Origin of the sequence: Streptomyces sp. NPDC007901 (genome assembly GCF_042959465.1) — a bacterium.
Taxonomy (GTDB): domain Bacteria; phylum Actinomycetota; class Actinomycetes; order Streptomycetales; family Streptomycetaceae; genus Streptomyces.
Map to the genome: position 1 here is coordinate 511,457 of NZ_JBIBKW010000002.1, position 24,300 is coordinate 535,756.

Sequence of the window (24,300 nt, forward strand, 5' to 3'; positions counted from 1 at the left end):
AACTGCGCGACCAGCCACGACGCACCCGCGGTCGACCACGATCCTGCGGGCCGGTGGGGGCTGAGCGCGCAGTTCCTCCCCCAGCCGAAGGCTGGGGGTACCCCCAACGCCCCTTCGGGGCGCGCTGCAGACGGCGGTGTTTTCTAGCTGTCCAGGCCGATCGCGAACGCCGCCTCCAGGTCGTGCTGGGAGTACGTGCGGAACGCGACGTGCGTGTCGGTGCCCTCCACGCCGGGGATCTTGCTGATGCGGCCGGGGATGACCTCGGCCAGGTCCTCGTGCTGCTGCACCCGGACCATGGCGATCAGGTCGTACGTGCCGGTGACGGAGAAGACCTCGCTGACGCTCTCCAGCGAGGCGATCTGTTCCGCGATCTCGGGGATCCGGTCCACGCTGGTCTTGATGAGGACGATCGCGGTGATCACGGCTGGTTCTCTCCCTCGGGTGCCGGGGCTGGGGCGGTCCTCACTTTAGTCGTACGGCCGTACCGGACCCACGCGTAGCCGAAGCCGAGTCCGAAGCCGACCACGTGGGCGAGGTAGGCCACGCCGGGGCCGGCGGGGGCCTGGCCCAGGGCGAGCCACTGCAGGGCCGCCCAGAAGGGGAGTACCACCCAGGCCGGGAAGCGCAGGGGCAGGAAGAAGAGGAAAGGGAGAAGACTGGTCACGCGGGCGCTGGGGAACAGGTACAGGAACGCTCCGAGGACCGCCGAGATCGCCCCGGACGCCCCCACCAGCGACTGCTGGGACGAGGCGTTGGCGGCCGCGTAGCCGAGCAGCGCGAGATAGCCGCAGCCGAGGTAGAAGAGGGTGAACTCCACGCGGCCCATCCGCTCCTCGGTCATCGCCCCGAAGACGAAGAGGAAGAGCATGTTGCCGAGCAGGTGCACCCAGCTGCCGTGGATGAACAGCGCCGTGGCCGGGGTGAGCGCCTCCCGCGCCGGGCCGTCGAACAGGTCGGCGGGGACCACGCCCCAGCGCCGGAAGTACGCCCGCTGCGCCGCCGCCAGGGCGTCCCCGGTGCCGTAGGACGGGGTGAAGCCGGAGGCGGGGCCGAGCAGGAAGATCAGGCAGCACACCGCGATCAGCGTGTACGTCATGGGCGCCGACGTGCCCCTCAGGCTCCGCAGGGTCCGGGCGGCCGTCGTGTTCCGGTTGCCGATCATGGACATAGAGCATGGCGTAACCGGACGCAGTGGTGCAGATCGCCTCGCCGCCATGGACGGGGCGGCGTCGAGTACCCGCCAGGCCGTAGGGTAACGAGCCACACGCGTCAGGACGGCGCGTCACGGACACTAGAAGGAAGCGAACAAGCCACGATGACGGTTCCCCTGCCGACCGCCACGACGCGGTGGCGCTGCACCCTCTGCGGCAACCTCACGCGCTTCGACGTGACCCGCTCGTCGAAGGTCGTGGAGTACCTCCACCTCGACCTGGCCGGAGAGCCCAAGGTCGAGGAGCGCGAGGTGGTCAGTGAGACCATCGAGTCGGTGCGCTGCCGCTGGTGCAACGCGGTGGACCAGGTGGAACTCGTGGACAGGCCGGGTGCCGACTCCTGAGACCGGGAGGCGGCCCCAACAGGTGATGGGGTGTGACGGATGGTGGAGACCACAGGCGGGGGGCCGGGCGACGGCACCGCCGAGGTGCTTGACCGTCCGTTGCCCGACGGCGTGCGGCGGCGGGTCGTACAGATCGTGTCGGACGGCTTCGGCGGGCTGACCCTCGCCGAACTGCCCGCACAGCTCAGGCAGTACGCCCGGTTCGCCCCCAATCGGCGGGCCAAGTTCGCCGGGAACGCCATGGCGGCCGCGCTGGAGACCGACACCCTCTTCCGGCAGCGGATCGGGGAGAAGCTGAGAGAGGCCCAGCCGGAACTCGCCGGCGCCCTGGACTCCGGCTCCCCGCCCCCGGCCGCGGACCCGCTCGATGTGGCGGCCGCGGCCTATGTACTGCGTCCCACGGGCTGGGTGAAGCTCGTGACGGCGGCCGGCGAGGAGGCCCTGCGGGCCGACGCCGAGCGGGCCGACGAGGAGAGCCGCGCCGAGCTGGAGCGGCTGCGCGAGGAGCTGGACCGGGCCCGGGAGCAGACCCGTGGCGAGACGGAGCGGCTGCGCACCGAGCTGGAGGCGGCGAAGAAGGAAGCGGAATCGCTTCACCGCAAGCTGCGGGCCGCCCTCAGTGACGTCAAGCGGGGCGAGGCCGCCCTGCGCAAGCTGCAGGCCGAGATGGAGGCCGGGCGGGCCGAGGGGCAGGCGCAGGTGTCCGCCGCCGAGAGCGAGAGCCGGCGGCTCAAGGCCCGGCTCGGCGAGGTGGAGGCCGCCCTGGAGGCCAGCCGCCGGGCCGCCCGCGAGGGCCGCAGCGTCGAGGACATGCGGCTGCGGCTGCTGCTCGACACCGTCCTGGACGCGGCTCAGGGGCTGCGCCGCGAGCTGGCCCTGCCGCCGGTGTCGCTGCGTCCCGCCGACACGGTGGACGCGGTCGAGCCCGGACGGATGACGCCGAAGGACATCGCCGCCCGGGCGCTGTCCGAGCACGACCCGGCCGTCCTCGACCAGCTGCTCGCCCTGCCGCAGGCGCACCTGGTCGTCGACGGCTACAACGTGACCAAGACCGGCTATCCGCAGATGCCGCTGGAGAAGCAGCGGCTGCGGCTGCTCGGCCAGCTCTCTCAGCTCGCCGCGCAGACCGGCGCCGAGGTCACCTGTGTCTTCGACGGCGCGGAACTGGCCGCCCCGGTGCTGCTCGCCCCGCCGCGCGGGGTCAGGGTGCTCTTCTCGAAGCCCGGTGTCACGGCGGACGAGCTGATCCGCCAGCTGGTGCGCGCCGAGCCGCCGGGCCGCCCGGTGATCGTCGCCTCGACCGACCGCGAGGTCGCCGACGGGGTCGCGCGGGCCGGTGCCCGTCCGGTGGCTTCTGCGATGCTTCTGAAGCGACTGTCCTGAACGTTCAACATGCATATGCAATGCCCGAATTATTCGGATCGTCACGCAACGTAGGGTCAATCGAGCATCACGGGACGTTAGTTATGTGCAAAGAGTGTGTTGCGTGACCAGATTTTTGGCTGTTGGGATTTGAACTGATCACAGGAGGGTCACTAGGGTCTGGGCTCGAACCTCCACACGGGTGATCACTCAAACGAAGGAGCCCGTCTCCGTGGCGTCCCATCGTCGACCCAAGCAGCAGAGCCGTGCGCGCGTGACCGTGCTCACCACCGCAGCGGCCGCCGCCGTAGTCCTCAGCGCCAACGCCGCCAACGCGGCGCCCAGCGAGAAGCTGAGCAAGGACGAGGTCAAGGCCAAGGTCGACAAGCTCTACGAGGAGGCCGAGCAGGCCACCGAGAAGCTGGACGGCGCCAAGGAGAAGCAGCAGAAGCTGCAGAAGGAAATCTCCACGATCCAGGACAACGTGGCCCGTGGTCAGGCGGATCTCAACAAGCTGCGGGACAGCCTCGGTTCGATGGCGACCGCGCAGTACCGCTCGGGCGGCATAGACCCGTCCGTCCAGCTCTTCCTCTCGTCCGACCCGGACGACTACCTCGACAAGGCCTCCACGCTCGACCAGTTGAGCAGCCAGCAGGTCGAGGCCCTCAAGAAGATTCAGGACAAACAGCGCGAACTCGCCCAGGAGCGGGCAGAGGCCACCGACAAGCTCAAGGACCTCTCCGCCACCCGCACCGAGCTGGCCAAGCAGAAGAGCGCCGTCCAGTCCAAACTCGCCGACGCGCAGAAACTGCTCAACACCCTGACGGCCAAGGAGAAGGCCGCGCTCGACGCCGAGCAGGCCCAGGCCGCCAGCCGCGCCTCCTCCCGCGTGGACCTCGGCAACACCGGCTCCGCCTCCAGCCGGGCCGCCGCCGCCTTCGCCGCCGCCCAGTCCGTGATCGGCTCGCCCTACGTCTACGGCGCCTCCGGACCCTCCTCCTTCGACTGCTCGGGCCTGACCTCCTGGGCCTACGCCCAGGCCGGCGTCACCATCCCGCGCACCTCCGAGGCCCAGGCCAACGCCGGCACCCGCATCTACAGCCAGAGCGACCTCAAGGTCGGCGACCTGGTCATCTTCTACGGCGACTACCACCACGTCGGCCTCTACGCCGGCAACGGCCAGGTGCTGCACGCCCCGCACACCGGCGCCGTGGTCCGCTACGAGTCGATCAGCAACATGACGTTCGAGTTCGGCGTCCGGATCTGACCCCATCCGGTCAAGCGGACCCCGTACGGCCGAAGATCAACTCGACGTTGCGCCCGAACGGGCGAATCGCGGCAACCCATACTGACTCCACGCCCCGCCGGTGACCTGCGTCAGCGGCGGGGCGTCACCTTTGCGTGGCCGTGGAGGTCTTTGGCCGTTGGCCGGTCGTATGGCTAGCATCGCCGCGTTCGGCGACCGAGTTGTCGGACCTACCGCCGGACGGGCGGAATGTCACGCCTGCGGAGGTCGCGCAGGACCAGCCCACACGGGTTGGCGGCGGCCTGTGAAACAGGAACCCGTGGTGGCACCGCTGTGCGGTGCGGACCGGAATTCCCCGCCTTCGGGTGGGGGAGGGCGTCAATGGCTGGCGCGTTTCCCCCTGTACCCGGGGAGACCGTCGGCGTCCGACAAACGGAAGGGGTGCCGTTTCCTGTGGGGTTTCATCGCCGTCTCGCACCGTCCGGGTTCAACCGGGGCGCAGGTGCCGCCCTCTGCGTGCTGTCGGCCGCGGCCGCCGCGGTCGGCGCCGTACCGGCGAGCGCCGCCCCGCATCCGGACGGCCGCGCCGAGGTGGACCGGCTGTACCAGCAGGCCGAGGAGGCGACCGAGGCCTACAACAAGGCCGACGAGCGGGCCGACGCGCTGCGCCACGAGGTCAACGACGCCCAGGACCGCATCGCCCGCCAGCAGCAGCGCATCAACACCATGCGGGAGGCGCTCGGTTCACTCGCCGGCGCCCAGTACCGCTCCGGCGGCATCGACCCCACCGTGGCCCTGCTGTTCTCCGACGACCCCCAGGACTACCTCGACCGGGCCTCCCTCATCGACCGCATCGACGTCCGCCGGGCCGGGCAGCTCAGGGAGTTCCAGGGGGCGATGCGCGAGCTCGCCCAGGAGCGCACCGAGGCCGCCGGGAAACTCGCCGAGCTGGAACGCAGCCGCAAGGCCGTCGCCTCCCACAAGGCGACCGTGGAGAAGAAGCTCGCCAGGGCCCGGCAGATCCTCGACGCGATGCCCGCCGCCGACCGCGCCGCCTTCGAACACGCCTCCCGCGGCGACGGCCGCGCCGACCTGCCCGACCTCTCCGGCGTCGGCGCCCCCAACGGCCGTGCCGCCGCCGCGATCGCCGCCGCCCGCGCCGCCCTCGGCAAGCCGTACGTGTGGGGCGCCAGCGGCCCCTCCGGCTTCGACTGCTCGGGCCTGATGCAGTGGTCGTACGCGCACGCCGGGATCCACCTCCCGCGCACCTCGCAGGAGCAGCGCCACGCAGGCCGCCAGGTCCCGCTCTCCCAGGCACAACCCGGTGACCTGGTCGTCTACCACTCCGACGCCAGCCATGTGGCCATGTACGTCGGCCACGGCCAGGTCATCCACGCCCCCTACCCGGGCGCCCCGGTCCGCTACGACCCGGTCGGAATGATGCCGGTCTCCTCCGTCACCCGGCCCTGACTTCCGGGCCCCGCCCCGTACGATCGGAAAGTGGCTGGTGGCGGACGGGCGTGGCGCTCAGGAGCGGTGGGGCTCTGCCTGCTGCTCCTGCCGCTGACGGGATGCGGCGGCGGACGGACGGCGACCGGTACGGCGACGGCCGAGGTGCAGCAGGTCCTCGACCGGCGTGCGGCCGCCGTCCTGGGCCACGACGAGCAGGCGTACGGCGAGACCGGCACCCGCGCCTCCTACGCGAGTCTGCGGGCCGTACCGCTCGCGGAGTGGGACTACCGGGTCACCGCCGTCCACCGGGACGGCGCCGAGGCCACCGCCCAGGCCCAGCTCCGCTACCGCATCCAGGGCTACGACAAGGCGCCGGTCACGACCGACCGCACCCTCACCCTCGACCGCACCGCCGACGGCCGGTGGTATGTCACATACGACAAGCCCGCCAAGAAGGCCGGCCAGCAACTCTGGGACCAGGGCACCGTGACCGCCGTCAAGGGCGCCCACAGCCTGGTCCTCGGCGTCGGCCAGTCCGAGGACGCGCTGCACGGCTACGCCCGCCTCGCCGACACCGCCGTCCCCGAGGTCTCCAAGGCCTGGGGCACGGACTGGACGCGGCGGGTGGTCCTGCTCGTACCCGCGTCGCTGAACGGCATGGCGGGCCTGCTCGGCGCCCCCGCCGCCAACTACCGGGGCATCGCCGCCGTCACCACGGGCGAGGCCGGCGGATCCGGCCGGAGCCCGGCGGACCGGGTCATCCTCAATCCGGAGGCGTACGCCGTCCTCGGCTCGGTCGGCAGACAGGTGGTGCTGACGCACGAGACCACCCACGTCGCCACCCGCGCCCACACCACGGCCGCCACCCCGCTCTGGCTCTCCGAGGGTTACGCCGACTGGATCGGCTATCTCGACACCGGCCGCACCCCGACCGAGGCGGCCCCCGAACTCACCCGCGCCGTCCGGTCCGGCGAGGTCCCCGAGGACCTCCCCGCCGACAAGGACTTCGGCTTCACCGACGACCCCACGAAGCTGGCCGAGGCCTACGAGGGCGGCTGGCTGGCCTGCCGGATGATCGCCGCCCACTGGGGCGAGGAGCGCCTGGGTGCCTTCTACCGGGCCGTGGGCGCGCACCAGGGCCGCGAGGGGGCCGTCGAGGACGCACTGCGGCAGGAACTCGGCACGACCCTGCCGGCCTTCACCGAGCGGTGGCGGGAGTACCTGGGCGAGCAGCTCGGCGACTGACTCGGCCACCCGGTGCCGGACTCAGGAGGAGACCGGGGTCTCCTTGCTGCGGGAGGCCTGGGCGGGCAGCCGGGTCTCCGGGGCCTCGGTCACCGTGGAGCGCCACAGCACCCGGGCCGCCATGACCGTCGCCGCGACGAGGAGGCCGTTGCGCAGCGCCAGCAGGGTGATGCCGTACCAGTCGCTCACCACGACGTGCGAGAAGCCGACCGGGAACTCCAGCACCGTCACGAAGGTCGCCAGCAGGACCAGCACCGCCGGCCCGGTCATCCGGCCGGCCCGGAAGCACAGGCAGACCGCGGCCAGGCCCACCAGCCACACCATGTACTGCGGGCTGATCACCCGGCTGGTGACCGTGAACATCAGGACGGCCGTGAAGGCGGCGTCCGCCGGCGTGTGGGACCGGAAACGGACCGCCGACAGCCGCCACAGCAGCAGCCAGCCGAACGCGAGCGCGCTCAGCAGCAGGGCCGCCGTGCTCACCGCCTTCACATCCGGGCCCAGGAACTCGATCGAGCCGTAGTTGAGCAGCACCTCGCCGTGCCAGCCGTAGTGCCGGGCGACATGGAGGACCAGCGCGCCCAGCGACTCCACCTCCGTGCCACGGTCCCGCTGGAAGGTCAGGAAGGCGAACGCGCCGGGCATGGCCACCGCGAACAGCGCCCCGACCGCGGCCGCCGTGAGCGCCGCCGCGGCCCAGGCCCGCCGCCGTACGGCCCCCAGCAGCAACAGCGCCGGCCACACCTTCACCATCGCCCCGAAGCCCGCCAGCGCGCCCATGAGCCGGGGGTGCCGGGCCCCGGCGAGCAGCGCGGCCACGGCGACGGCGGTGACCAGCAGGTCGTAGCGGGAGTAGACGGTCGGGCCGAGGAGCGGAACGCCGATCACCCAGACCCAGGCGCCGCGCAGGGTGCGGCCGGGGCGCGGACCGGCGTAGAGGAGGAGGGAGAGGACCACCAGGTCGGCCAGGAAGGCCAGCACGAAGAAGGCGGTCGGGTAGTCCAGGAAGGGCAGCAGCGCGGGGGCGAGGATCGCCAGGGCGGCCGCGGGCGGGTACTGCCAGGTGACGTCGTCCAGGGGAAACGTTCCGTGCCGCAGGACCTCGTACCAGCCCTGGTAGATCACCGACACGTCGGTCGTCACGTCCGCGCCCGGGAACACGAACACCTTCAGTACGAACAGCAGCAGCACCAGACGGCTGACCCCCCAGGTGAGCAGCAGCAACGCGAGGGCACGCCGTACGCCCGTCCTGTCCACCCGATCCCCTGTCCGTCGCCTGTCTGCGCGTGCGCCACATGATCTCCCGCCGGCCTGTGCGGGGGCCATGAAGCACGGCCGAACACCCTGTGCGGGTAGGGTCGGCGCCGATGGACAAGACCCTCGTCGTGACCAATGACTTCCCGCCCCGGCCCGGTGGCATCCAGGCCTTCCTGCACAACATGGCGCTGCGCCTGGACCCCGGGCGACTCGTGGTCTACGCGTCCACGTGGAAGCGGAGCCGGGAGGGCGTCGAGGCCACCCGCGCGTTCGACGCGGAGCAGCCCTTCACCGTCGTCCGCGATCGTACGACCATGCTGCTGCCCACGCCCGGGGCCACCCGGACGGCGGTCGGACTGCTCCGGGAGCACGGGTGCACGTCCGTGTGGTTCGGGGCGGCGGCCCCGCTCGGGCTGATGGCGCCGGCGCTGCGGAAGGCCGGGGCGCGGCGGCTGGTCGCCACCACCCACGGGCACGAGGCGGGGTGGGCGCAGCTGCCCGCCGCGCGGCAGCTGCTCGGGCGGATCGGCGAGGCGACGGACACGATCACGTATCTCGGCGAGTACACGCGGTCCCGGATCGCGGGCGCGCTCGGTCCGGCGGCGGCCGGGCGGATGGTGCAGTTGCCGCCGGGGGTGGACGAGAAGGTCTTCCATCCCGGCTCGGGGGGCGCGGCGGTGCGGGCGCGGCTGGGGCTCACCGACCGGCCGGTGGTGGTGTGCGTGTCGCGGCTGGTGCCGCGCAAGGGGCAGGACACGCTGATCCTCGCGATGCCGCTGATCCTGGCCGCCCAGCCGGACGCGGTGCTGCTGATCGTGGGGGGCGGGCCGTACGAGGCTGATCTGCGGCGTCTCGCGAAGGAGACCGGGGTCGAGGCGTCGGTGCGGTTCACGGGGGCCGTGCCGTGGGCCGAGCTGCCGGCCCACTTCGGCGCGGGGGACGTGTTCGCCATGCCGTGCCGGACGCGGCGGGGCGGGCTGGACGTGGAGGGGCTCGGGATCGTCTATCTGGAGGCGTCGGCCACTGGGTTGCCGGTGGTGGCGGGGGACTCGGGCGGGGCGCCGGACGCGGTGCTGGACGGGGAGACCGGGTGGGTGGTGCGCGGTGGTTCCGTGGAGGAGGCCGCCGAGCGGATCGTCGTGCTGCTGGGGGATGCGGAGCTGCGGCGGCGGATGGGGGAGCGGGGGCGGTCGTGGGTCGAGGAGCGGTGGCGGTGGGATCTCCTTGCGGAGCGCCTGAAGGAGTTGCTCTAGAGGCGTGGGCCGGGTGTCGGCCGCGGGTGCGTTGTGGCTGGTCGCGCACTTCCCCGCGCCCCTGTGGGGTGCGTTGTCACTAACTCTGCCGGAGGCCTAGGCGGAACCGGAAAATCCGCACATGCTGCGCGCATGACAGCAAAACTGATGCAGCGTCAGCTGACGAGACGTCACATCCTGGGCATGATCGCCCTCCAGACCGCCGCCGCGGCCGGTCTCACCCGTATCGGCCTCCAGTCGGCGCAGGCCGCCGAGGAGGCCGCCGCCGTCGACAACGCCCCGGCCATCGTGGTCGGCTCCGGGTACGGCGGGGCCGTGGCCGCGCTCCGGCTCGGCCAGGCGGGCGTACGGACCCTCATGATCGAGATGGGCCAGCTGTGGAACACGGCCGGCTCCGACGGCAAGATCTTCTGTTCCACCGCCGCCCCGGACAAGAGATCCATGTGGTTCAAGACCCGCACGGAGGCCCCGCTCGCCACCTTCCTCTGGCTGGACGTCGTCAACAAGGACATCCCCTCCTACGCGGGCGTGCTCGACCGGGTGCACTACGACAACATGTCCGTGTACGTCGGGCGGGGTGTCGGAGGCGGGTCCCTGGTCAACGGGGGGATGGCGGTGACCCCGCTCCAGTCGTACTTCACCGAGCAGTTCCCGACCGTGGACGCGAGCGCGATGTACAGCACGTACTTCCCGCGCGCCCGCACCATGCTCGGCGTCAACACCGTCGACGCCACCTGGTTCGAGTCGACCGAGTGGTACCAGTTCACCCGGACCTCCCGGAAGGCCGCCGCCAACACCGGGCTCAAGACCACCTTCGTGCCCAACGTCTACGACTTCGGGTACATGCAGCAGGAGGCCGCCGGCACCGCCACCAAGTCCGCGCTCGCCCAGGAGGTCATCTACGGCAACAACTACGGCAAGAAGAGCCTCGACAAGACCTACCTGGCCGCCGCCCTCGGCACCGGCAACGTCACCATCCACACCCTGGAGCGGGTCAAGTCCGTCACGCGGGCGAGCGACGGGTCGTACCTGCTGAGCGTCGACCGGATCGACACCAGCGGGAACGTCGTCGAGAGCAAGCAGTACAGCTGCACCCATCTGTTCCTCGGGGGCGGCAGCCTCGGCACCACCGAGCTGCTCGTCCGGGCCCGGGACACCGGTGCGCTGCCCGCGCTCAACTCCAGTGTGGGGGGCGGCTGGAGCACCAACGGCAACACCATGGTCGGGCGCGCCAACCACATCTGGGACACCACCGGCGCCAACCAGGCCACCATGCCGGTCATGGGCATCGACGACTGGGCCAACACCGACAACCCGGTCTTCGCGGAGATCGCCCCGCTGCCCATCGGCTTCGAGACCTGGGTGAGCCTGTACCTGGCGATCACCAAGAACCCCCAACGGGCCTCCTTCACCTACGACTCCGCGAGCGGCGGGGTGAAGCTGGGCTGGACCGCGGCCCAGAGCGCGGTCTCGGTCGCCATGGCCAAGAAGCTGTTCGACCGGATCAACGCGGCCAACGTGACGGTCTACCGGTCCGACCTGTTCGGGGCGAGCAGCAAGGTCTTCGCGGACGACTTCTGCTACCACCCGCTGGGCGGCTGCGTACTGGGCCAGGCGACCGACAACTACGGCCGGGTGAAGGGGTATTCGAAGCTGTACGTCACGGACGGCTCGCTGGTGCCCGGAAACATCGGCGTGAACCCGTTCGTCACCATCACCGCGCTCGCCGAGCGGACGATGGAACGGGTTCTCGCCGAGGACTTCTGAGCACCGGGAGGATGCCCCGAGTGCCGTTCTACTTCTGGTAGATGGCCTCGATCTCGTCCGCGTAGTCCTTCGCCACCACGTTGCGCTTGAGCTTCAGGGACGGCGTCAGGTGGCCCGACTCCTCCGAGAACTGGGAGGACAGAATGCGGAACTTCCGCACCGATTCCGCCTTCGACACCGCGGCGTTGCCGTCGTCGACAGCGGCCTGGATCGCAGCGTTCAGATCCGGGTCGTCACGCAGCGACGCCGCGGTGGCACCCGCCGGCTTGCCGTGGTCGGCCGCCCAGCGGCCCAGGAACTCCTCGTCGATGGTGACCAGCGCGCCCACGAACGGCCGCCCGTCGCCCACCACCATGCACTCCGCGACCAGCGCGTGCGCGCGGATCCGGTCCTCGATCACGGCCGGGGCGACGTTCTTGCCGCCCGCGGTGACGATGATCTCCTTCTTGCGGCCGGTGATCCTGAGGTAGCCGTCCTCGTCCAGGGTGCCGATGTCACCCGTGTGGAACCAGCCGTCGGCAAGCGCCTCGGCCGTCGCGGCCTCGTTGTTCCAGTAGCCCTTGAACAGGTGCTCGCCGTGCAGCAGCACCTCGCCGTCGTCCGCGATGCGGATGACTGAGCCGGGCAGCGGCTGGCCGACCGTGCCGATCTTCTGCCGGTCCCAGGGGTTGAACGCGGTCGCCGCGCAGGACTCGGTGAGACCGTAGCCCTCCAGGACCGTGAAGCCGATACCGCGGAAGAAGTGGCCCAGGCGCTCGCCGAGCGGGGCGCCGCCGGAGATGGCGTACTCGCCCTTGCCGCCGAGCACCGCGCGCAGCTTGCTGTAGACGAGCTTGTCGAAGGTCTTGTGCTTGATCTTCAGACCGAGCGACGGGCCGGACGGGGTGTCCAGCGCCTTGCTGTACACGATCGCGGTGTCCGCGGCCTTGTCGAAGATCTTGCCCTTGCCGTCCGCCTGCGCCTTGGCGCGCGCCGAGTTGTAGACCTTCTCGAAGACGCGCGGGACGCCGAGGACCAGCGTCGGCCGGAAGGCGGCCAGTTCGTCGGTGAGGTTCTTGATGTCCGGGACGCAGCCCAGCTTGATCGGCGCCATCATCGGGGCGATCTGGACCAGACGGCCGAAGACGTGCGCGAGCGGGAGGAAGAGGAGGACCGAGCACTCGCCGGTGCGGAACAGCGGGCGCAGCCGCTCCACGATGTTGCCGCACTCGGCGAAGAAGCTGCGGTGGGTGAGCACACAGCCCTTGGGGCGGCCCGTCGTACCCGAGGTGTAGACGATGGTCGCCGGGTCGTCGGCTCTCGCCTGCGAGCTGCGCTCGTCCACCGTGGCGTCGGTGACGCCCTGGCCGAGCCGGCCCAGCTCCTCCAGCGCGCCGGCCTCGATCTGCCAGACGTGCTTGAGGGCGGGCAGCGTCTCGCGCACCGACTCGACGGCGGCCGTGTGGTTGTCGAGCTCCACGATGCAGGCGGTCGCGCCGGAGTCGCTGAGGATCCACTGCACCTGCTCCGGCGAGCTGGTCTCGTACACCGGCACGGTGACCGCGCCGGCGCTCCAGATCGCGAAGTCGAGGAGCGTCCACTCGTAGCGGGTGCGGGACATCAGGCCGACCCGGTCGCCCGGCTGGATGCCGGAGGCGATGAGGCCCTTGGCGGCCGCGTGCACCTCGGCCAGGAAGGTGGTGGCGGTCACGTCCGTCCACACACCCCCGACCTTGCGGGCCATGACGGCTACGTCGGGATGCTGCGCGGCGTTTCTGCGGACGATGTCGGTCAGATTGCCGTCCGCGGGGACCTCGTACAAAGCCGGAAGGCTGAACTCGCGCAAGACTGCTGCTCCTCATAGGGCGCCGACGCCACGACGTTGTGCGATGCGACGGTGCGGTCCAAGGCTCGGGCAGGTGCTCAGGGCTCACCCACGGGCCACATGATCCGTTGGTTGAAATTCTGAGCACGACTGGACTGCCCGGACGTTACCCGCCGGTATGGCTTCTTCGACAGGGGGTCCCGGCGAGATGTTCGCTGCGTCACACAGGTTGGTGTTCCTTCGCGTACGGTAGTCCACCCCTTTAGTGACTGACCAGTAACCGCAGCTCCACCCACCGCCTGTTCACGTATGCCGCACAGGCCTACCCTTGATCACCATGGCCCCCACACCCACCGGCCCCCGAAGGACCCGCGTCCACGTGGTCAGCGACGTGCACGGCAACGTCCGTGACCTGGCCAGAGCCGGCGACGGCGCCGACGCCCTGATCTGCCTCGGAGACCTCGTCCTCTTCCTCGACTACGCCGACCACTCCCGCGGCATCTTCCCCGACCTGTTCGGCGTCGAGAACGCCGACCGCCTCGTCGAACTCCGCACCGCCCGCCGCTTCGAGGAGGCGCGGGAACTGGGCGCCCGGCTCTGGAGCGGCATCGGCACGGACCGCGCGACCGCCATCGAGAAGGCGGTGCGCAAGCAGTACGCCGAGATGTTCGCGGCCTTCCCGGCACCGACGTACGCGACCTACGGCAATGTCGACATGCCGCCGCTGTGGCCGGAGTACGCGGGACCGGGCACGACCGTCCTGGACGGGCAGCGGGTCGAGATCGGCGGCTGGGTGTTCGGTTTCGTCGGCGGGGGACTGCGGACGCCGATGCGGACGCCCTACGAGATCTCCGACGAGGAGTACGCGGCGAAGATCGAGGCGGTCGGCGAGGTCGACGTGCTCTGCACGCACATCCCGCCGGAGGTGCCGGAGTTGGTGTACGACACCGTCGCGCGCCGTTTCGAACGCGGCAGCCGGGCGCTGCTGGACGCCATCCGCCGCACCCGCCCCCGCTATTCGCTCTTCGGACATGTCCACCAGCCGCTGGTGAAGCGGATGCGGATCGGCGTCACCGAGTGCGTGAACGTCGGGCACTTCGCCGGTACGGGACGGCCCTGGGCGCTGGAATGGTGAAGACCGCGGACGGCGGTGAAGTCGGCTGGTCGGACGCGCGGTAGCCTTCACGCTGCACACGCGTGCGCACGCGTGCGGCGACCCCTTTCAAATGGTCTCACCGGCCCGCATCTGGAGGAGCCACGGCGATGGCGGAACACACCAGCTCGAGCATCACGATCGAGGCGGCCCCGGCCGACGTCATGGCGGTCATCGCCGACTTCGCCCGCTACCCGGACTGGACCGGTGAGGTGAAGGAGGCGGAGGTCCTGAAGGCCGACGCCCGGGGCCGCGCCGAGCAGGTCCGGCTGGTCATGGACGCCGGTGCGATCAAGGACGACCAGACGCTGGGATACACCTGGACCGGCGACAACGAGGTCTCCTGGACGCTGGTCAAGTCGCAGATGCTGCGCTCCCTGGACGGCTCGTACCTGCTGAAGCCGGCGGGGGCGGGGGCGACCGAGGTGACGTACTCGCTGACGGTGGACGTCAAGATCCCGATGCTCGGGATGATCAAGCGCAAGGCCGAGAAGGTCATCATCGACCGGGCGCTGGCGGGGCTGAAGAAGCGGGTGGAGTCGGCCGAGTAGTCGCTCGGCTGCGGGCGGGTGGGGGCTCACCTCGACGTCCGTTACGGTTCACCCTCATGCGCACCCTCCTGATCACCGGCCCCGGCGGCAGCGGTCGTACGACCGTCGCCGCGGCGACCGCCCTGCGCGCCGCGGGCGAGGGCATCCCGACCCTCGTGCTGAGCGCCGACCGCACGGACACCCTCGGCGCGGCCCTGGGCGCGGCGACAGGACCGGTGCCGACCCGCGTGACCGCGACCCTCACCGCCTGGCGCCCCGACGCGGCCGCCCGCTTCCGCGAGGACCTCACCGCCTTCCAGTCCCGCGCCGCGAACGTCCTCGACCTCCTCGGCGCCTCCCGCCTGGACGCCGAGGAGCTCACCCCCCTCCCCGGCGCCGAGGAACTCTCTCTCCTCCGCGCGCTGCGCGACGCGGCCCTCTCCGAGCGCTACGAGCTGCTCGTGGTGGACCTTCCGCCGGTCTCCCAGGCCCTCGCCCTGCTCGCCCTCCCCGAGGAGCTCCGCCGCTATCTGCGCAGGCTGCTCCCGCCCGAGCGGCAGGCGGCCCGGGCCCTGCGCCCCGTCCTCGGCAGGCTCGCCGGCGTGCCCATGCCCGCCGACTGGCTCTACGAGACGGCCGCCCGCTGGGACGTGGAGCTCGCCGCCGTCGAGGCCGTCCTCGCCGACCGCCGTACCGTCGTACGCCTGGTCGCCGAACCCGGCCCGGGCGGTGCCGACGCCGTCCGCACCGCCCGCCTCGGCCTCGCCCTGCGCGGGCTGCGCACCGAGACCCTGGTCGCCAACCGTGTGCTGCCCGAGGCCACCGCTCTGCACGGTCTCGTCGCCCAGCAGCGCAAGACCCTCGCCGACTGGGGCGAGGAGCAGGACGTCACGGCCGTCGCCCACCTCGGCCACGACCCGCGCGGCACCGACGACCTCGCCGCGCTCGCCGTGCCCGAGGCACCCGGTGTCAACACCGCGCCCGACCCCATCGAGTGGCCCGTCGCCGACCTGGTCGAGGGGGACGGCGTCCTGGTCTGGCGCATCCCGCTGCCCGGCGCGATACGGGACGACCTCGACCTGGTCCGGCGCGGCGACGAGGTGGTGATCACCGTGGGCGGCTTCCGCCGTATCGTCTCGCTGCCCTCGGCCCTGCGCCGCTGCACGGTCGCCGGGGCGGCACTGCGCGACGGCGAGCTGAGGCTGCGCTTCGCGCCGGACCCGGATCTGTGGCCGCGCTGACGGTGAAACCGGTACGCCCGTTCGGGTAACGTCGTAGAGACGAACCGTAGTCAGGAGTCCGTCATGAGCGAAGAGCGCCCCACAGCTGACGCCTCCGAGGCCGCGGACGAGGTACGGGCGACGGACGACGACGCCTGGGCCACGGCCTGTGCCGAGGACCTCGCCGCGGAGAAGGCCCGCCGCCGCACCCAGTACGGCCCGCCCCCGGGCTCGGCCGCCGAGGAACTGCGCAAGCTCGTCGACACCGTCGCCGACAAGCTCTCCGGCCTCCAGACCCCGCTCCTCGGCGCGGTCGCCGGACCCGCCGCCCAGCAGGTGGTCCGGCAGGTCGTCCAGCAGGCGAAGAACGCCGTCGAGCCCGTCATAGAGCGCAACCCGGACGTCTTCGACCACCTCGCCGCCGCCGGCAGCGAGCTCCTCGCCGCCTACCGCTCCGCGGTCCAGGCCCAGGAGACCCGCTGGACCTCCGGCGGCCACGACAAGGGCGAGGACCCCGGCCCGGGCGAACGCATCGATCTCGACTGACAGCCCCCTCGGGTACGGTTGGCCGTAGCGGGGCTCGACCGAAACTGAGGGATTCATGGGACTCACCATCGGCGTCGACATCGGCGGCACGAAGATCGCGGCCGGCGTGGTCGATGAGGAAGGCAACATCCTCTCGACCCACAAGGTGCCGACCCCGGGCACGCCCGAGGGCATCGTGGACGCCATTGCTTCCGCCGTAGAGGGCGCCCGTGCCGGGCACGAGATCGTCGGCGTGGGCATCGGAGCGGCCGGTTACGTGAACCGGCAGCGCTCCACGGTCTACTTCGCGCCCAACATCGACTGGCGCCAGGAGCCGCTGAAGGAGAAGGTCGAGGCCCGCGTCGGCCTTCCCGTGGTCGTGGAGAACGACGCCAACGCCGCAGCCTGGGGCGAGTACAAGTTCGGCGCCGGCAAGGGCCACCGCAACGTCATCTGCATCACCCTCGGCACCGGCCTCGGCGGCGGCATCATCATCGGCAACAAGCTGCGCCGCGGGCACTTCGGTGTGGCGGCGGAGTTCGGGCACATCCGGATGGTTCCGGACGGGCTGCTGTGCGGCTGCGGCTCGCAGGGCTGCTGGGAGCAGTACGCCTCCGGCCGCGCCCTCGTCCGCTACGCCAAGCAGCGCGCCAACGCCACCCCCGAGGCCGCCGAGATCCTGCTGGGCCTCGGTGACGGCAGCCCCGACGGCATCGAGGGCAAGCACATCTCCATGGCCGCCCGCCAGGGCGACCCGGTCGCCGTCGACTCCTACCGCGAGCTCGCCCGCTGGGCCGGCGCCGGCCTCGCCGACCTCGCCTCCCTCTTCGACCCCTCCGCCTTCATCGTCGGCGGCGGCCTCTCCGACGAGGGTGAACTGGTCCTCGACCCGATCCGCAAGTCCTACAAGCGCTGGCTGGTAGGCGGCAACTGGCGCCCGGTCGCCGAGGTCATCGCCGCCCAGCTGGGCAACGAGGCGGGCCTGGTCGGCGCGGCCGACCTGGCACGGGAACCCGACCCGATCATGTAAACGGGGCCCACGTGCTTGTGAGGGGCGCGGGGAACTGCGCGACCAGCCACCACGATCCGGCAGTCGCGCACGCACCTCGCGCCCCACCCCACTGGGCGCACGGCTCCCGCACCCGGCGTAGATTGATCACATGGCGCCGCTGCCCAACTCCCACACAGAGCCCGACGGTTCCGCCGTCATCCGCGTCCTCAGCTACAACATCCGCTCCCTGCGGGACGACACCAACGCCCTCGCCCGCGTCATCAAGGCCTGCGCCCCCGACCTGGTCCTCGTCCAGGAAGCCCCCCGCTTCTTCCGCTGGCGCAAGAAGCTCGCCCGGCTGGCCTCCGCCGCCGACCTGGTGATCCTCACCGGCGGGGCGACCGCGGCGGGCCCGGCGATCCTCTGCGACCTCCGCGCCACCGTCGAGCGCACCGAGGACGTCCTGCTCCCGCTCACCCCCGGCCTGCATCGCCGCGGCTTCGCGACCGCCGTCGTCCGCTTCGGTGCCGTCCGCCTGGGCGTCACCAGCTTCCACCTCAGCCTCCAGCAGGACGAGCGCCATGAGCAGGGCGGCATGCTCCTCGACCGGCTCGCCGGCCTGGGTGTGGAGCACGCCATCGCGGGCGGCGACCTCAACGACCGCCCCGACGGCCGCACCTTCCGCCGCCTGGCCGACACCCTCCAGGACTGCCGTACCACCGCACCCTGGGGCGGCGAGTTCACCTCCGGGTCCGCCGGCCCGCACCAGCGCATCGACGCGATCTTCGCGACGAAGGGCATCGAGGTGCTCGGCTGCGGTGTACCGACGGGCCTCCCCGGCATCACCGACGCAGACCTGAGGGCGGCCACCGACCATCTCCCGGTCCTGGCCGCCCTCAGGGTCCCCGCCGCCTCCTAGCGCTCTACGGCCGCTCCTTCACCCTGTCCACGATGGCCCAGCTGTCGAGATACGAGAGCTGGGTGTACGTCTTCATGGCCGCGCCGTCGCCCGAGGTGCGTACGTCGCGGAAGCCGAGGAACCCGTACGTCGCGGGGTCGAAGATGAAGTAGCCGCCGAAGCCCACCGAGCCCTTCGGGAGCGTCGGGTCGTCGTACGTGATGGCCACGCCGGTACGCCCCTTCGCGTCCTTCTGGTTCGGCACGAGCTTCACACCCGGCACCATGCCGAGCGCCTCGTAGGCGGCCGGTCGCAACCCCTGCGGCATCACCGGGACCAGCTTCAGCAGCCCGGCGAGGTCGAAGTGGATCGACGACCAGTCCATGTCGGTGAGGTCGTCGAGGGACTTGGTCCTGTTGGTGTACTGGTTGGCGAGCGCGAGGATCAGCTTCTTCGGGTCGGTCGGCAGCTTCCGCAACGTGCCCCAGTCCTGCGGCGGCCACACGGTCTCGTCCGCCTTCAGCGGCGGCGACCACCAGCCGTGGCCGATCTCCATGGTCCAGGACCTCTTGGAGCCGTCCACCGAGCGCCAGTTCTCGTCGACATGACTCTTCGTGACACCCGTCTTCTGATCGGTCTCCTTGATGATCTCCTTGGTGTAGATGAACTGGTCGTCACGCGGACTGACCGCCCGCTCGTGCTCGCGCGCGTACGCGGCAGCCCCCTTGAGCACCATCTGCGCGCTCATGTTCCGCATGGCCGGCGGATTCGCCGTGCGGTGCGTGCGGGTGCCGTCGTCGTCCCGTACGGCGACCAGTACGCCGGCGGCGACCGCGGCGGCGAGCGCGCCGGACAGGGCGATGCGCAGGACGGGGCGCCGGGGCCGTACGGGCACGGCAGGGCCGTTGACCGCCGTGAGCAGGCGGGCCCGCGCCCGGCGCCTGGTCTCGTCGTCGAGCGGGGGAGCCCCCGTGTCGAAGTCCCTCAGCTCGCGCAGTTCATCGATGTCACGCATGGGCGTCTGCCTCCCGGAAAGCCGTCGGATCGGTGCCGCCCAGTGCTTCGCGCAATCTGCTGCGGGCCCGGTGCAGCCGCGATCTGACCGTGCCGACCGGCACTCCCAGCGCCAGGGCCACCTCCTCGTAGTCGAGGTCGCCCCAGGCCACCAGGAGCACCACATCGCGATGCCGGGCGGACAGCCCGGCCAGCGCGGCCGCCAGGTCCCGACGCACCCCCGTGGCACCGGCCCTGGCGACCGCGCGGGCGCGCTTTTGCGCCTAAACCGGCGCCGCTCTCGCGGAGGTGGTTGCTCGCCGTCGTGGTTACTCAATGGGTGGTTGCGGTGGTCGTCGGTACCACACCGGATCAGTTGCCCACCCGGTGCTGCACAAGTACCGCGTCTCCGCCATCAGATCCTCCGCCGCCTCCGGACCGAGCCGTCTCGCCGCGTAACGGTGCACGGCGTCGGCATGGCGGTCGTAGAGCGCGGCGAATGCTTCGGGCTCATCCCGGGACCGCTCGATCACGCAGGCGTCACTCTCCCCGCGATCCTCCGCGCGGGTACCGACGCCCGGTTCGACGGTCATCGGGGCTCCTCTCGTTCGTCCGAACGCCTCGAAGGCTTGGGCTTGTTGGTTCACCTCTCCTTCGCCGCTCGGCGGAATCGAGTTCCCTTTCGGGACGGGGGCCGTGCCCGGAAACGCGAGGGCCCGTCCGGAGCGACTCCGGACGGGCCCTCGGGCGGGAGCTGATCGGTCAGACGACGGCACCCCGCCCGGGGTCGCCGTCCTCGTCGTCGTCCGTCTTCATGCGGGTCACCAGGGTGACGAAGCCGCCGAGGAAGCCGCCGATGCCCAGGGTCGCCAGCCACCAGGTCATGTCCCAGCTCAGCAGCACCGCGAGCAGCAGCAGGATCGGCCCGCCGACCACGCCCAGCCAGGCGAACCTGGCCGTCGTGTCGGCGGACGGCAGCGGCGGCGGCTCGGGCGGCACGAAGTGGCCCTCGTCGTCCTCGTCGAAGTCGTCCTCGGACGCCTCCGGCGCCGTGTAGTCACGCGGGCCCACCCCGGGCGCGAAGGAGACGGAACTGCCCAGCGGCTTCGCGGGCCCCTTCTCCTCGGCAGCCCCGGAGTCCGGTTCGGTCTCGTCCTCCTCCATCGCCGGCAGCGCGAGGTCCTCCACCGGCTTGAAGGGCTTCGCGCCCGGCGGGTCCGGTGGTTCGTCGCCGTACCCCGCGACGATCGCCGCCCAGGCGGCCGCCTCGTCGAAGGGCACCCCTTTCTCGTCCGGCTCGCGGTCCTCGCGGTCGGAGTCGTGCTCAGCCAACTGCGGCCGTCCCTTCCTTGCCGACACTGGGTGCGAGCCGGCCGATGAAGGCGAGGCTCTCCTCGAAGATCCGGTCCGCATCGTGGTCCAACGTCGCCACGTGGTAACTCTGTTCCAGCACGACCTCCGTTACGTCCGTGGAGGACACCCGGCTCAGGATCCGGGCGGAATCGGCCGGCGGCACGACATGGTCCTGGGTGCTGTGCAGAAGCAGCAGCGGCTGGGTCACCTGCGGAAGCTCACCGTCCACCCGGCGGAAGAAGTTCCGCAGCGAGTGCGCGCTGTGCAGCGGCACCCGGTCGTACCCCACCTCCGCCGCGCCCGGCTTGGCGATGTCGCTGGCGATGCCCGGCGTCGTCCGCACGAGATGCCGGGCCACCGGAAGGGCGTACGCCGACAGGCCGTGCACCTTGTTCGCCGGGTTGACGATCACCACGCCGTCCACACCCGTCCCGTTCTTGGCGGCCAGCCGCAGCGCCAGCGTGCCGCCCATCGACAGGCCCGCCACGAACACCTGGGAGCAGCGCTCGCGCAGCAGCCGCAGCTCGCGGTCCACCTCCGCGTACCAGTCCTGCCACCCGGTGACCTGCATGTCCTCCCAGCGGGTGCCGTGCCCGGGCAGCAAGGGCAGGGACACGGTCAGGCCGTGTGCCGCGTGGTGCTCCGCCCAGGGGCGCAGCGACTGGGGCGAGCCGGTGAAACCGTGACAGAGGAGGACACCGACCTCCCCGCCGTCATGGCGGTACGGCTCGGCTCCGGGGAGAACCGGCACCTTCGGTCTCCAATTCATGAGAGGGCGGGAACTGAAAGAGGCACGAACGACGACTCCAGTTGTGCTTCACCGTACGCGACGGCACTGACACCGACCAGGGTCGTCGGGCCCATTCCCGGCGCTCCGGGTTAAGGTCTCATCGACGGAAACAGGAGGCACTGGGTTGTTGTACGGCGCGATGAAGGTCGCCATCGGGGGACCGCTGAAGGTCACCTTCAGGCCCTGGGTGGAGGGCCTGGAGAACATCCCGGCCGAGGGCGCGGCCATCCTGGCCAGTAACCACCTGTCCTTCTCGGACTCGTTCTTCCTGCCCGCGGTGCTGGACCGCAAGGTCACCTTCATCGCGAAGGCCGAGTACTTCACCACACCCGGTGTGAAGGGCCGCCTGACGGCCGCCTTCTTCAAGGGTGTCGGCCAGCTCCCGGTGGACCGTTCCGGCGCGCGCGGCGCCGGCGAGGCGGCGATCAAGAGCGGCCTCGAGGTGCTGGAGCGCGGCGAGCTGTTCGGCATCTACCCGGAGGGCACCCGCTCGCCGGACGGCCGCCTCTACCGCGGCAAGCCCGGCGGCCTCGCGCGCGTGGCGCTCGCGAGCGGCGCCCCGGTGATCCCGGTCGCCATGATCGACACCGAGAAGATCCAGCCGCCGGGGCAGGTGATGCCCAAGCTGATGCGCCCGGGCATCCGGATCGGCAAGCCGCTGGACTTCAGCCGCTACCAGGGCATGGAGCACGACCGGTTCGTGCTGCGCGCGGTGACCGACGAGGTCATGTACGAGATCATGAAGCTCTCCGGCCAGGAGTACGTCGACATCTACGCGACCGCCGCCAAGCGGCAGATCGCCGAGGCCGCCAAGGCCGACAAGGACGCGGCGAAGGCCGAGAAGAAGGCCGCCGAGTCCTGACGGGGCGGCGCACGGGGGACTGAGGGACCGGGGACCGAGGGACCGGGGACTGGGGGACTGGGGGGCATGACCAAGCGGGAACGGGTCGTACGGATGTCGGTCGAGCAGCCGCTGTGGCGTGCGCTCACCGGCTACCGCGTGCTGACCCTGCTGTACGCGATCGGCCTGTTCGCCTCCGCCTACGAGGACTACGACCGGCCGGGCGTCGCCATCGGCTACTACGCCGTCCTGACCGTCTGGACCCTGGCGACCCTGCCCCGCGTGCAGAACGCGGCGGCCTGCACCAAGCGCTTCCTCGCGGTCGACCTCGCCATCGCGATCACCGGCATCGTGCTGACCCCCTGGGTGGTCACCCAGGGCCACATCGACCGCGGCGGCCCGACCCTGCCGTCGATATGGACGGCCGGCTCGGTCCTCGCCTACGCCATCAAGGGCGGCTGGCGCTGGGCCGCGTTCGCCTCCACCCCGGTCGCCGCCGCCAACCTGATCGAGCGTGGCCATCCGGCCCGCGACACCGTCCACAGCGTGGTCCTGGTCTGGGTCGCGTCCATCGCCATCGGGTACGTCGTCGAGGTCGCCCGCGCCTCCGAGCGCACCCTCGCCCGCGCCCTGGAGATCGAGGCCGCCACCCGGGAACGCGAGCGGCTGGCCCGGGACATCCACGACAGCGTGCTCCAGGTGCTCGCCATGGTGCAGCGGCGCGGCGCGGTCCTCGGCGGCGAGGCGGCCGAACTCGGGCGGCTGGCCGGGGAACAGGAGGTGGCCCTGCGCACGCTCGTCTCCGGCGGCCTGGTGCCGCTCTCGCGGGCCTCCGAGGACGCCGCCGACGGGGCGGTCGTACGCCTCGTCGAGGAGCCGGACGACTCCGGTCCCGTCGATCTGCGGACGCTGCTCGCGCCGTACGCCGGGTCCCGGGTGAACCTCGCCGAGCCCGGTGCGCCGGTGACGCTGGCGCCGCACGCGGCCCGCGAACTGGCCGACGCCGTCGGTGCCGCCCTGGACAACGTGCGCAGGCACGCGGGGGAGGCGGCCCGCGCCTGGATCCTGGTCGAGGACGAGCCGGACGGGATCGTGGTGACCGTACGGGACGACGGCCCCGGTATCCCGGAGGGCCGGCTCGCCCAGGCCGAGGGGGAGGGGCGGCTCGGGGTGGCCCAGTCGATCCGCGGGCGGCTGCGCGACCTCGGCGGCAGCGCCGAACTGTTCTCGACTCCCGGGCAGGGTACGGAAGTGGAGCTGAAGGTACCGAAGGTCTCCCCGGGGAAGGCGGAGCGGCGATGAGCATCAAGGTGATGGTGGTCGACGACCACCCGATGTGGCGCGACGCGGTCGCCCGGGACCTGGCCGAGTCCGGGTTCGAGGTGGTCGCCACCGCCGGGGACGGCGACCAGGCGGTGCGCCGGGCCAAGGCCGCCGCGCCCGACGTCCTCGTCCTGGACCTCAACCTGCCCGCCAAGCCCGGCGTCCAGGTCTGCAAGGAACTCGTCGGCCACAACCCTGCGTTGCGGGTCCTGGTCCTGTCGGCGAGCGGGGAGCACGCCGACGTCCTGGAGGCGGTGAAGTCCGGCGCGACCGGGTATCTGCTGAAGTCGGCCTCGACCGAGGAGCTGCTGGACGCGGTGCGCCGTACCGCCGTCGGCGACCCGGTGTTCACGCCCGGTCTCGCCGGGCTGGTCCTCGGCGAGTACCGCCGGCTCGCCTCCGAACCGGCCCCGGCCGCGGACGCCGAGCGGCCCGACGCGCCCCGGCTCACCGACCGCGAGACCGAGGTGCTGCGGCTGGTCGCCAAGGGCCTGAGCTACAAGCAGATCGCCGAGCGCCTGGTCATCTCGCACCGCACGGTGCAGAACCACGTCCAGAACACCCTCGGCAAACTCCAGCTGCACAACAGGGTGGAGCTGGTCCGTTATGCGATAGAGCGCGGCCTCGACGACGAATGATCCACAGGTGATGTGATCTTCGCGCTTGACGGCAAGTAAACCAACCGCCCACTGATTCACCGGAATTGCCCTTCCCGCCCATCCCTGTGTGACCTGGATCA

The 24,300-nt window shown here is 71.4% G+C and carries 23 protein-coding genes and 1 pseudogene; 16 read left to right on the forward strand and 8 right to left on the reverse strand.

The features are described from left to right. Nucleotides 1-143: 143 nt before the first annotated feature. Together ACFZDK_RS08065 and ACFZDK_RS08070 are read right to left on the reverse strand one after the other, a co-directional pair. Nucleotides 144-425 (reverse strand): Lrp/AsnC ligand binding domain-containing protein, encoded by a 282-nt coding sequence (locus ACFZDK_RS08065; protein ID WP_390970900.1) that lies wholly within the window; start codon nucleotides 423-425, stop codon nucleotides 144-146. Then, nucleotides 422-1,165: a rhomboid family intramembrane serine protease gene (locus ACFZDK_RS08070; RefSeq protein ID WP_390970902.1), complete on the reverse strand. Its 744-nt coding sequence runs from the start codon at nucleotides 1,163-1,165 to the stop codon at nucleotides 422-424. The genes ACFZDK_RS08065 and ACFZDK_RS08070 overlap by 4 nt, the downstream gene beginning before the upstream one ends. Nucleotides 1,166-1,318: 153 nt before the next feature. On the opposite strand from ACFZDK_RS08070, the gene ACFZDK_RS08075 reads away from it, so the two are divergent. The 5 genes from ACFZDK_RS08075 (at nucleotide 1,319) to ACFZDK_RS08095 (ending at nucleotide 6,863) form a co-directional block, all read left to right on the forward strand. Continuing rightward, nucleotides 1,319-1,558, forward strand: a complete 240-nt coding sequence (locus ACFZDK_RS08075; protein ID WP_207821641.1) for a hypothetical protein — start codon at nucleotides 1,319-1,321, stop codon at nucleotides 1,556-1,558. Between the two features lie 39 nt (nucleotides 1,559-1,597). After that, the gene (locus ACFZDK_RS08080; protein ID WP_390970904.1) at nucleotides 1,598-2,941 is read left to right on the forward strand and encodes an NYN domain-containing protein; all 1,344 of its coding nucleotides are present in this window, start codon (nucleotides 1,598-1,600) and stop codon (nucleotides 2,939-2,941) included. Nucleotides 2,942-3,152: 211 nt separating this feature from the next. Further along, nucleotides 3,153-4,187: an NlpC/P60 family protein gene (locus ACFZDK_RS08085; RefSeq protein WP_390970906.1), complete on the forward strand. Its 1,035-nt coding sequence runs from the start codon at nucleotides 3,153-3,155 to the stop codon at nucleotides 4,185-4,187. A 432-nt stretch (nucleotides 4,188-4,619) separates the two neighbouring features. Beyond that, entirely contained in the window at nucleotides 4,620-5,636 is a 1,017-nt protein-coding gene (locus ACFZDK_RS08090) for an NlpC/P60 family protein (RefSeq protein ID WP_390970908.1), read from the forward strand. Between the two features lie 30 nt (nucleotides 5,637-5,666). Further along, on the forward strand, nucleotides 5,667-6,863 hold the full coding sequence (locus tag ACFZDK_RS08095; protein WP_390970910.1) for a hypothetical protein: 1,197 nt from the start codon (nucleotides 5,667-5,669) through the stop codon (nucleotides 6,861-6,863). A gap of 21 nt (nucleotides 6,864-6,884) precedes the next feature. Here ACFZDK_RS08095 and ACFZDK_RS08100 read toward each other — a convergent pair whose 3' ends face one another. Further along, entirely contained in the window at nucleotides 6,885-8,120 is a 1,236-nt protein-coding gene (locus ACFZDK_RS08100) for a glycosyltransferase 87 family protein (RefSeq protein ID WP_390970912.1), read from the reverse strand. Between the two features lie 110 nt (nucleotides 8,121-8,230). On the opposite strand from ACFZDK_RS08100, the gene ACFZDK_RS08105 reads away from it, so the two are divergent. Further along, on the forward strand, nucleotides 8,231-9,373 hold the full coding sequence (locus ACFZDK_RS08105) for a glycosyltransferase (protein ID WP_390970914.1): 1,143 nt from the start codon (nucleotides 8,231-8,233) through the stop codon (nucleotides 9,371-9,373). A 183-nt stretch (nucleotides 9,374-9,556) separates the two neighbouring features. After that, nucleotides 9,557-11,140, forward strand: coding sequence for a GMC oxidoreductase (locus ACFZDK_RS08110; RefSeq protein WP_390971590.1), 1,584 nt, complete (start codon nucleotides 9,557-9,559; stop codon nucleotides 11,138-11,140). Between the two features lie 28 nt (nucleotides 11,141-11,168). Here ACFZDK_RS08110 and ACFZDK_RS08115 read toward each other — a convergent pair whose 3' ends face one another. After that, nucleotides 11,169-12,965 (reverse strand): AMP-binding protein, encoded by a 1,797-nt coding sequence (locus tag ACFZDK_RS08115; RefSeq protein ID WP_390970916.1) that lies wholly within the window; start codon nucleotides 12,963-12,965, stop codon nucleotides 11,169-11,171. A 316-nt stretch (nucleotides 12,966-13,281) separates the two neighbouring features. On the opposite strand from ACFZDK_RS08115, the gene ACFZDK_RS08120 reads away from it, so the two are divergent. The 6 genes from ACFZDK_RS08120 (at nucleotide 13,282) to ACFZDK_RS08145 (ending at nucleotide 18,282) form a co-directional block, all read left to right on the forward strand. Next, nucleotides 13,282-14,079: a metallophosphoesterase gene (locus ACFZDK_RS08120; protein WP_390970918.1), complete on the forward strand. Its 798-nt coding sequence runs from the start codon at nucleotides 13,282-13,284 to the stop codon at nucleotides 14,077-14,079. 128 nt (nucleotides 14,080-14,207) lie between these two features. Continuing rightward, complete coding sequence (locus ACFZDK_RS08125) at nucleotides 14,208-14,648, forward strand: SRPBCC family protein (RefSeq protein ID WP_390970920.1); 441 nt, start codon at nucleotides 14,208-14,210, stop codon at nucleotides 14,646-14,648. A gap of 56 nt (nucleotides 14,649-14,704) precedes the next feature. After that, a complete protein-coding gene (locus ACFZDK_RS08130; protein WP_390970922.1) occupies nucleotides 14,705-15,868 on the forward strand; it encodes an ArsA-related P-loop ATPase in 1,164 nt (387 codons plus the stop codon). A 63-nt stretch (nucleotides 15,869-15,931) separates the two neighbouring features. Continuing rightward, on the forward strand, nucleotides 15,932-16,393 hold the full coding sequence (locus ACFZDK_RS08135; RefSeq protein WP_390970924.1) for a DUF5304 family protein: 462 nt from the start codon (nucleotides 15,932-15,934) through the stop codon (nucleotides 16,391-16,393). Between the two features lie 55 nt (nucleotides 16,394-16,448). After that, nucleotides 16,449-17,402: an ROK family glucokinase gene (locus ACFZDK_RS08140; protein ID WP_132886312.1), complete on the forward strand. Its 954-nt coding sequence runs from the start codon at nucleotides 16,449-16,451 to the stop codon at nucleotides 17,400-17,402. A gap of 130 nt (nucleotides 17,403-17,532) precedes the next feature. After that, nucleotides 17,533-18,282: an endonuclease/exonuclease/phosphatase family protein gene (locus ACFZDK_RS08145; protein WP_390970926.1), complete on the forward strand. Its 750-nt coding sequence runs from the start codon at nucleotides 17,533-17,535 to the stop codon at nucleotides 18,280-18,282. 4 nt (nucleotides 18,283-18,286) lie between these two features. Here the strand turns inward: ACFZDK_RS08145 and ACFZDK_RS08150 are convergent, their stop codons facing one another. The 4 genes and pseudogenes from ACFZDK_RS08150 to ACFZDK_RS08165 all read right to left on the reverse strand — a co-directional run bounded on the left by ACFZDK_RS08150 (nucleotide 18,287) and on the right by ACFZDK_RS08165 (nucleotide 21,358). Continuing rightward, complete coding sequence (locus ACFZDK_RS08150; RefSeq protein ID WP_390970928.1) at nucleotides 18,287-19,276, reverse strand: CU044_5270 family protein; 990 nt, start codon at nucleotides 19,274-19,276, stop codon at nucleotides 18,287-18,289. Continuing rightward, nucleotides 19,269-19,847: pseudogene (locus ACFZDK_RS08155) on the reverse strand (RNA polymerase sigma factor). Before ACFZDK_RS08155 ends, ACFZDK_RS08150 begins: the two are co-directional and overlap by 8 nt. A gap of 169 nt (nucleotides 19,848-20,016) precedes the next feature. Then, nucleotides 20,017-20,586: a hypothetical protein gene (locus tag ACFZDK_RS08160; protein WP_390970930.1), complete on the reverse strand. Its 570-nt coding sequence runs from the start codon at nucleotides 20,584-20,586 to the stop codon at nucleotides 20,017-20,019. Beyond that, nucleotides 20,579-21,358, reverse strand: coding sequence for an alpha/beta fold hydrolase (locus ACFZDK_RS08165; RefSeq protein WP_359209530.1), 780 nt, complete (start codon nucleotides 21,356-21,358; stop codon nucleotides 20,579-20,581). The genes ACFZDK_RS08160 and ACFZDK_RS08165 overlap by 8 nt, the downstream gene beginning before the upstream one ends. Nucleotides 21,359-21,521: 163 nt before the next feature. Between ACFZDK_RS08165 and ACFZDK_RS08170 the strand changes: the two genes are divergently transcribed. The 3 genes from ACFZDK_RS08170 to ACFZDK_RS08180 all read left to right on the forward strand — a co-directional run bounded on the left by ACFZDK_RS08170 (nucleotide 21,522) and on the right by ACFZDK_RS08180 (nucleotide 24,199). Further along, the gene (locus ACFZDK_RS08170; RefSeq protein WP_390970932.1) at nucleotides 21,522-22,259 is read left to right on the forward strand and encodes a 1-acyl-sn-glycerol-3-phosphate acyltransferase; all 738 of its coding nucleotides are present in this window, start codon (nucleotides 21,522-21,524) and stop codon (nucleotides 22,257-22,259) included. A gap of 66 nt (nucleotides 22,260-22,325) precedes the next feature. After that, entirely contained in the window at nucleotides 22,326-23,540 is a 1,215-nt protein-coding gene (gene macS / locus ACFZDK_RS08175) for a MacS family sensor histidine kinase (protein ID WP_390970933.1), read from the forward strand. Further along, nucleotides 23,537-24,199, forward strand: a complete 663-nt coding sequence (locus ACFZDK_RS08180) for a response regulator transcription factor (protein WP_355723312.1) — start codon at nucleotides 23,537-23,539, stop codon at nucleotides 24,197-24,199. The genes macS and ACFZDK_RS08180 overlap by 4 nt, the downstream gene beginning before the upstream one ends. Nucleotides 24,200-24,300 lie beyond the last annotated feature (101 nt).

Bases quoted from the DNA above. Each gene is read 5' to 3' on its own strand.
- ACFZDK_RS08080 (WP_390970904.1), top strand. From the start codon at position 1,598: ATGGTGGAGACCACAGGCGGGGGGCCGGGCGACGGCACCGCCGAGGTG.
- macS (WP_390970933.1), top strand. From the start codon at position 22,326: ATGACCAAGCGGGAACGGGTCGTACGGATGTCGGTCGAGCAGCCGCTG.
- ACFZDK_RS08125 (WP_390970920.1), top strand. From the start codon at position 14,208: ATGGCGGAACACACCAGCTCGAGCATCACGATCGAGGCGGCCCCGGCC.
- ACFZDK_RS08135 (WP_390970924.1), top strand. From the start codon at position 15,932: ATGAGCGAAGAGCGCCCCACAGCTGACGCCTCCGAGGCCGCGGACGAG.
- ACFZDK_RS08105 (WP_390970914.1), top strand. From the start codon at position 8,231: ATGGACAAGACCCTCGTCGTGACCAATGACTTCCCGCCCCGGCCCGGT.
- ACFZDK_RS08075 (WP_207821641.1), top strand. From the start codon at position 1,319: ATGACGGTTCCCCTGCCGACCGCCACGACGCGGTGGCGCTGCACCCTC.
- ACFZDK_RS08180 (WP_355723312.1), top strand. From the start codon at position 23,537: ATGAGCATCAAGGTGATGGTGGTCGACGACCACCCGATGTGGCGCGAC.
- ACFZDK_RS08120 (WP_390970918.1), top strand. From the start codon at position 13,282: ATGGCCCCCACACCCACCGGCCCCCGAAGGACCCGCGTCCACGTGGTC.
- ACFZDK_RS08145 (WP_390970926.1), top strand. From the start codon at position 17,533: ATGGCGCCGCTGCCCAACTCCCACACAGAGCCCGACGGTTCCGCCGTC.
- ACFZDK_RS08150 (WP_390970928.1), bottom strand. From the start codon at position 19,276: ATGCGTGACATCGATGAACTGCGCGAGCTGAGGGACTTCGACACGGGG.
- ACFZDK_RS08130 (WP_390970922.1), top strand. From the start codon at position 14,705: ATGCGCACCCTCCTGATCACCGGCCCCGGCGGCAGCGGTCGTACGACC.
- ACFZDK_RS08070 (WP_390970902.1), bottom strand. From the start codon at position 1,165: ATGATCGGCAACCGGAACACGACGGCCGCCCGGACCCTGCGGAGCCTG.
- ACFZDK_RS08140 (WP_132886312.1), top strand. From the start codon at position 16,449: ATGGGACTCACCATCGGCGTCGACATCGGCGGCACGAAGATCGCGGCC.
- ACFZDK_RS08110 (WP_390971590.1), top strand. From the start codon at position 9,557: ATGATCGCCCTCCAGACCGCCGCCGCGGCCGGTCTCACCCGTATCGGC.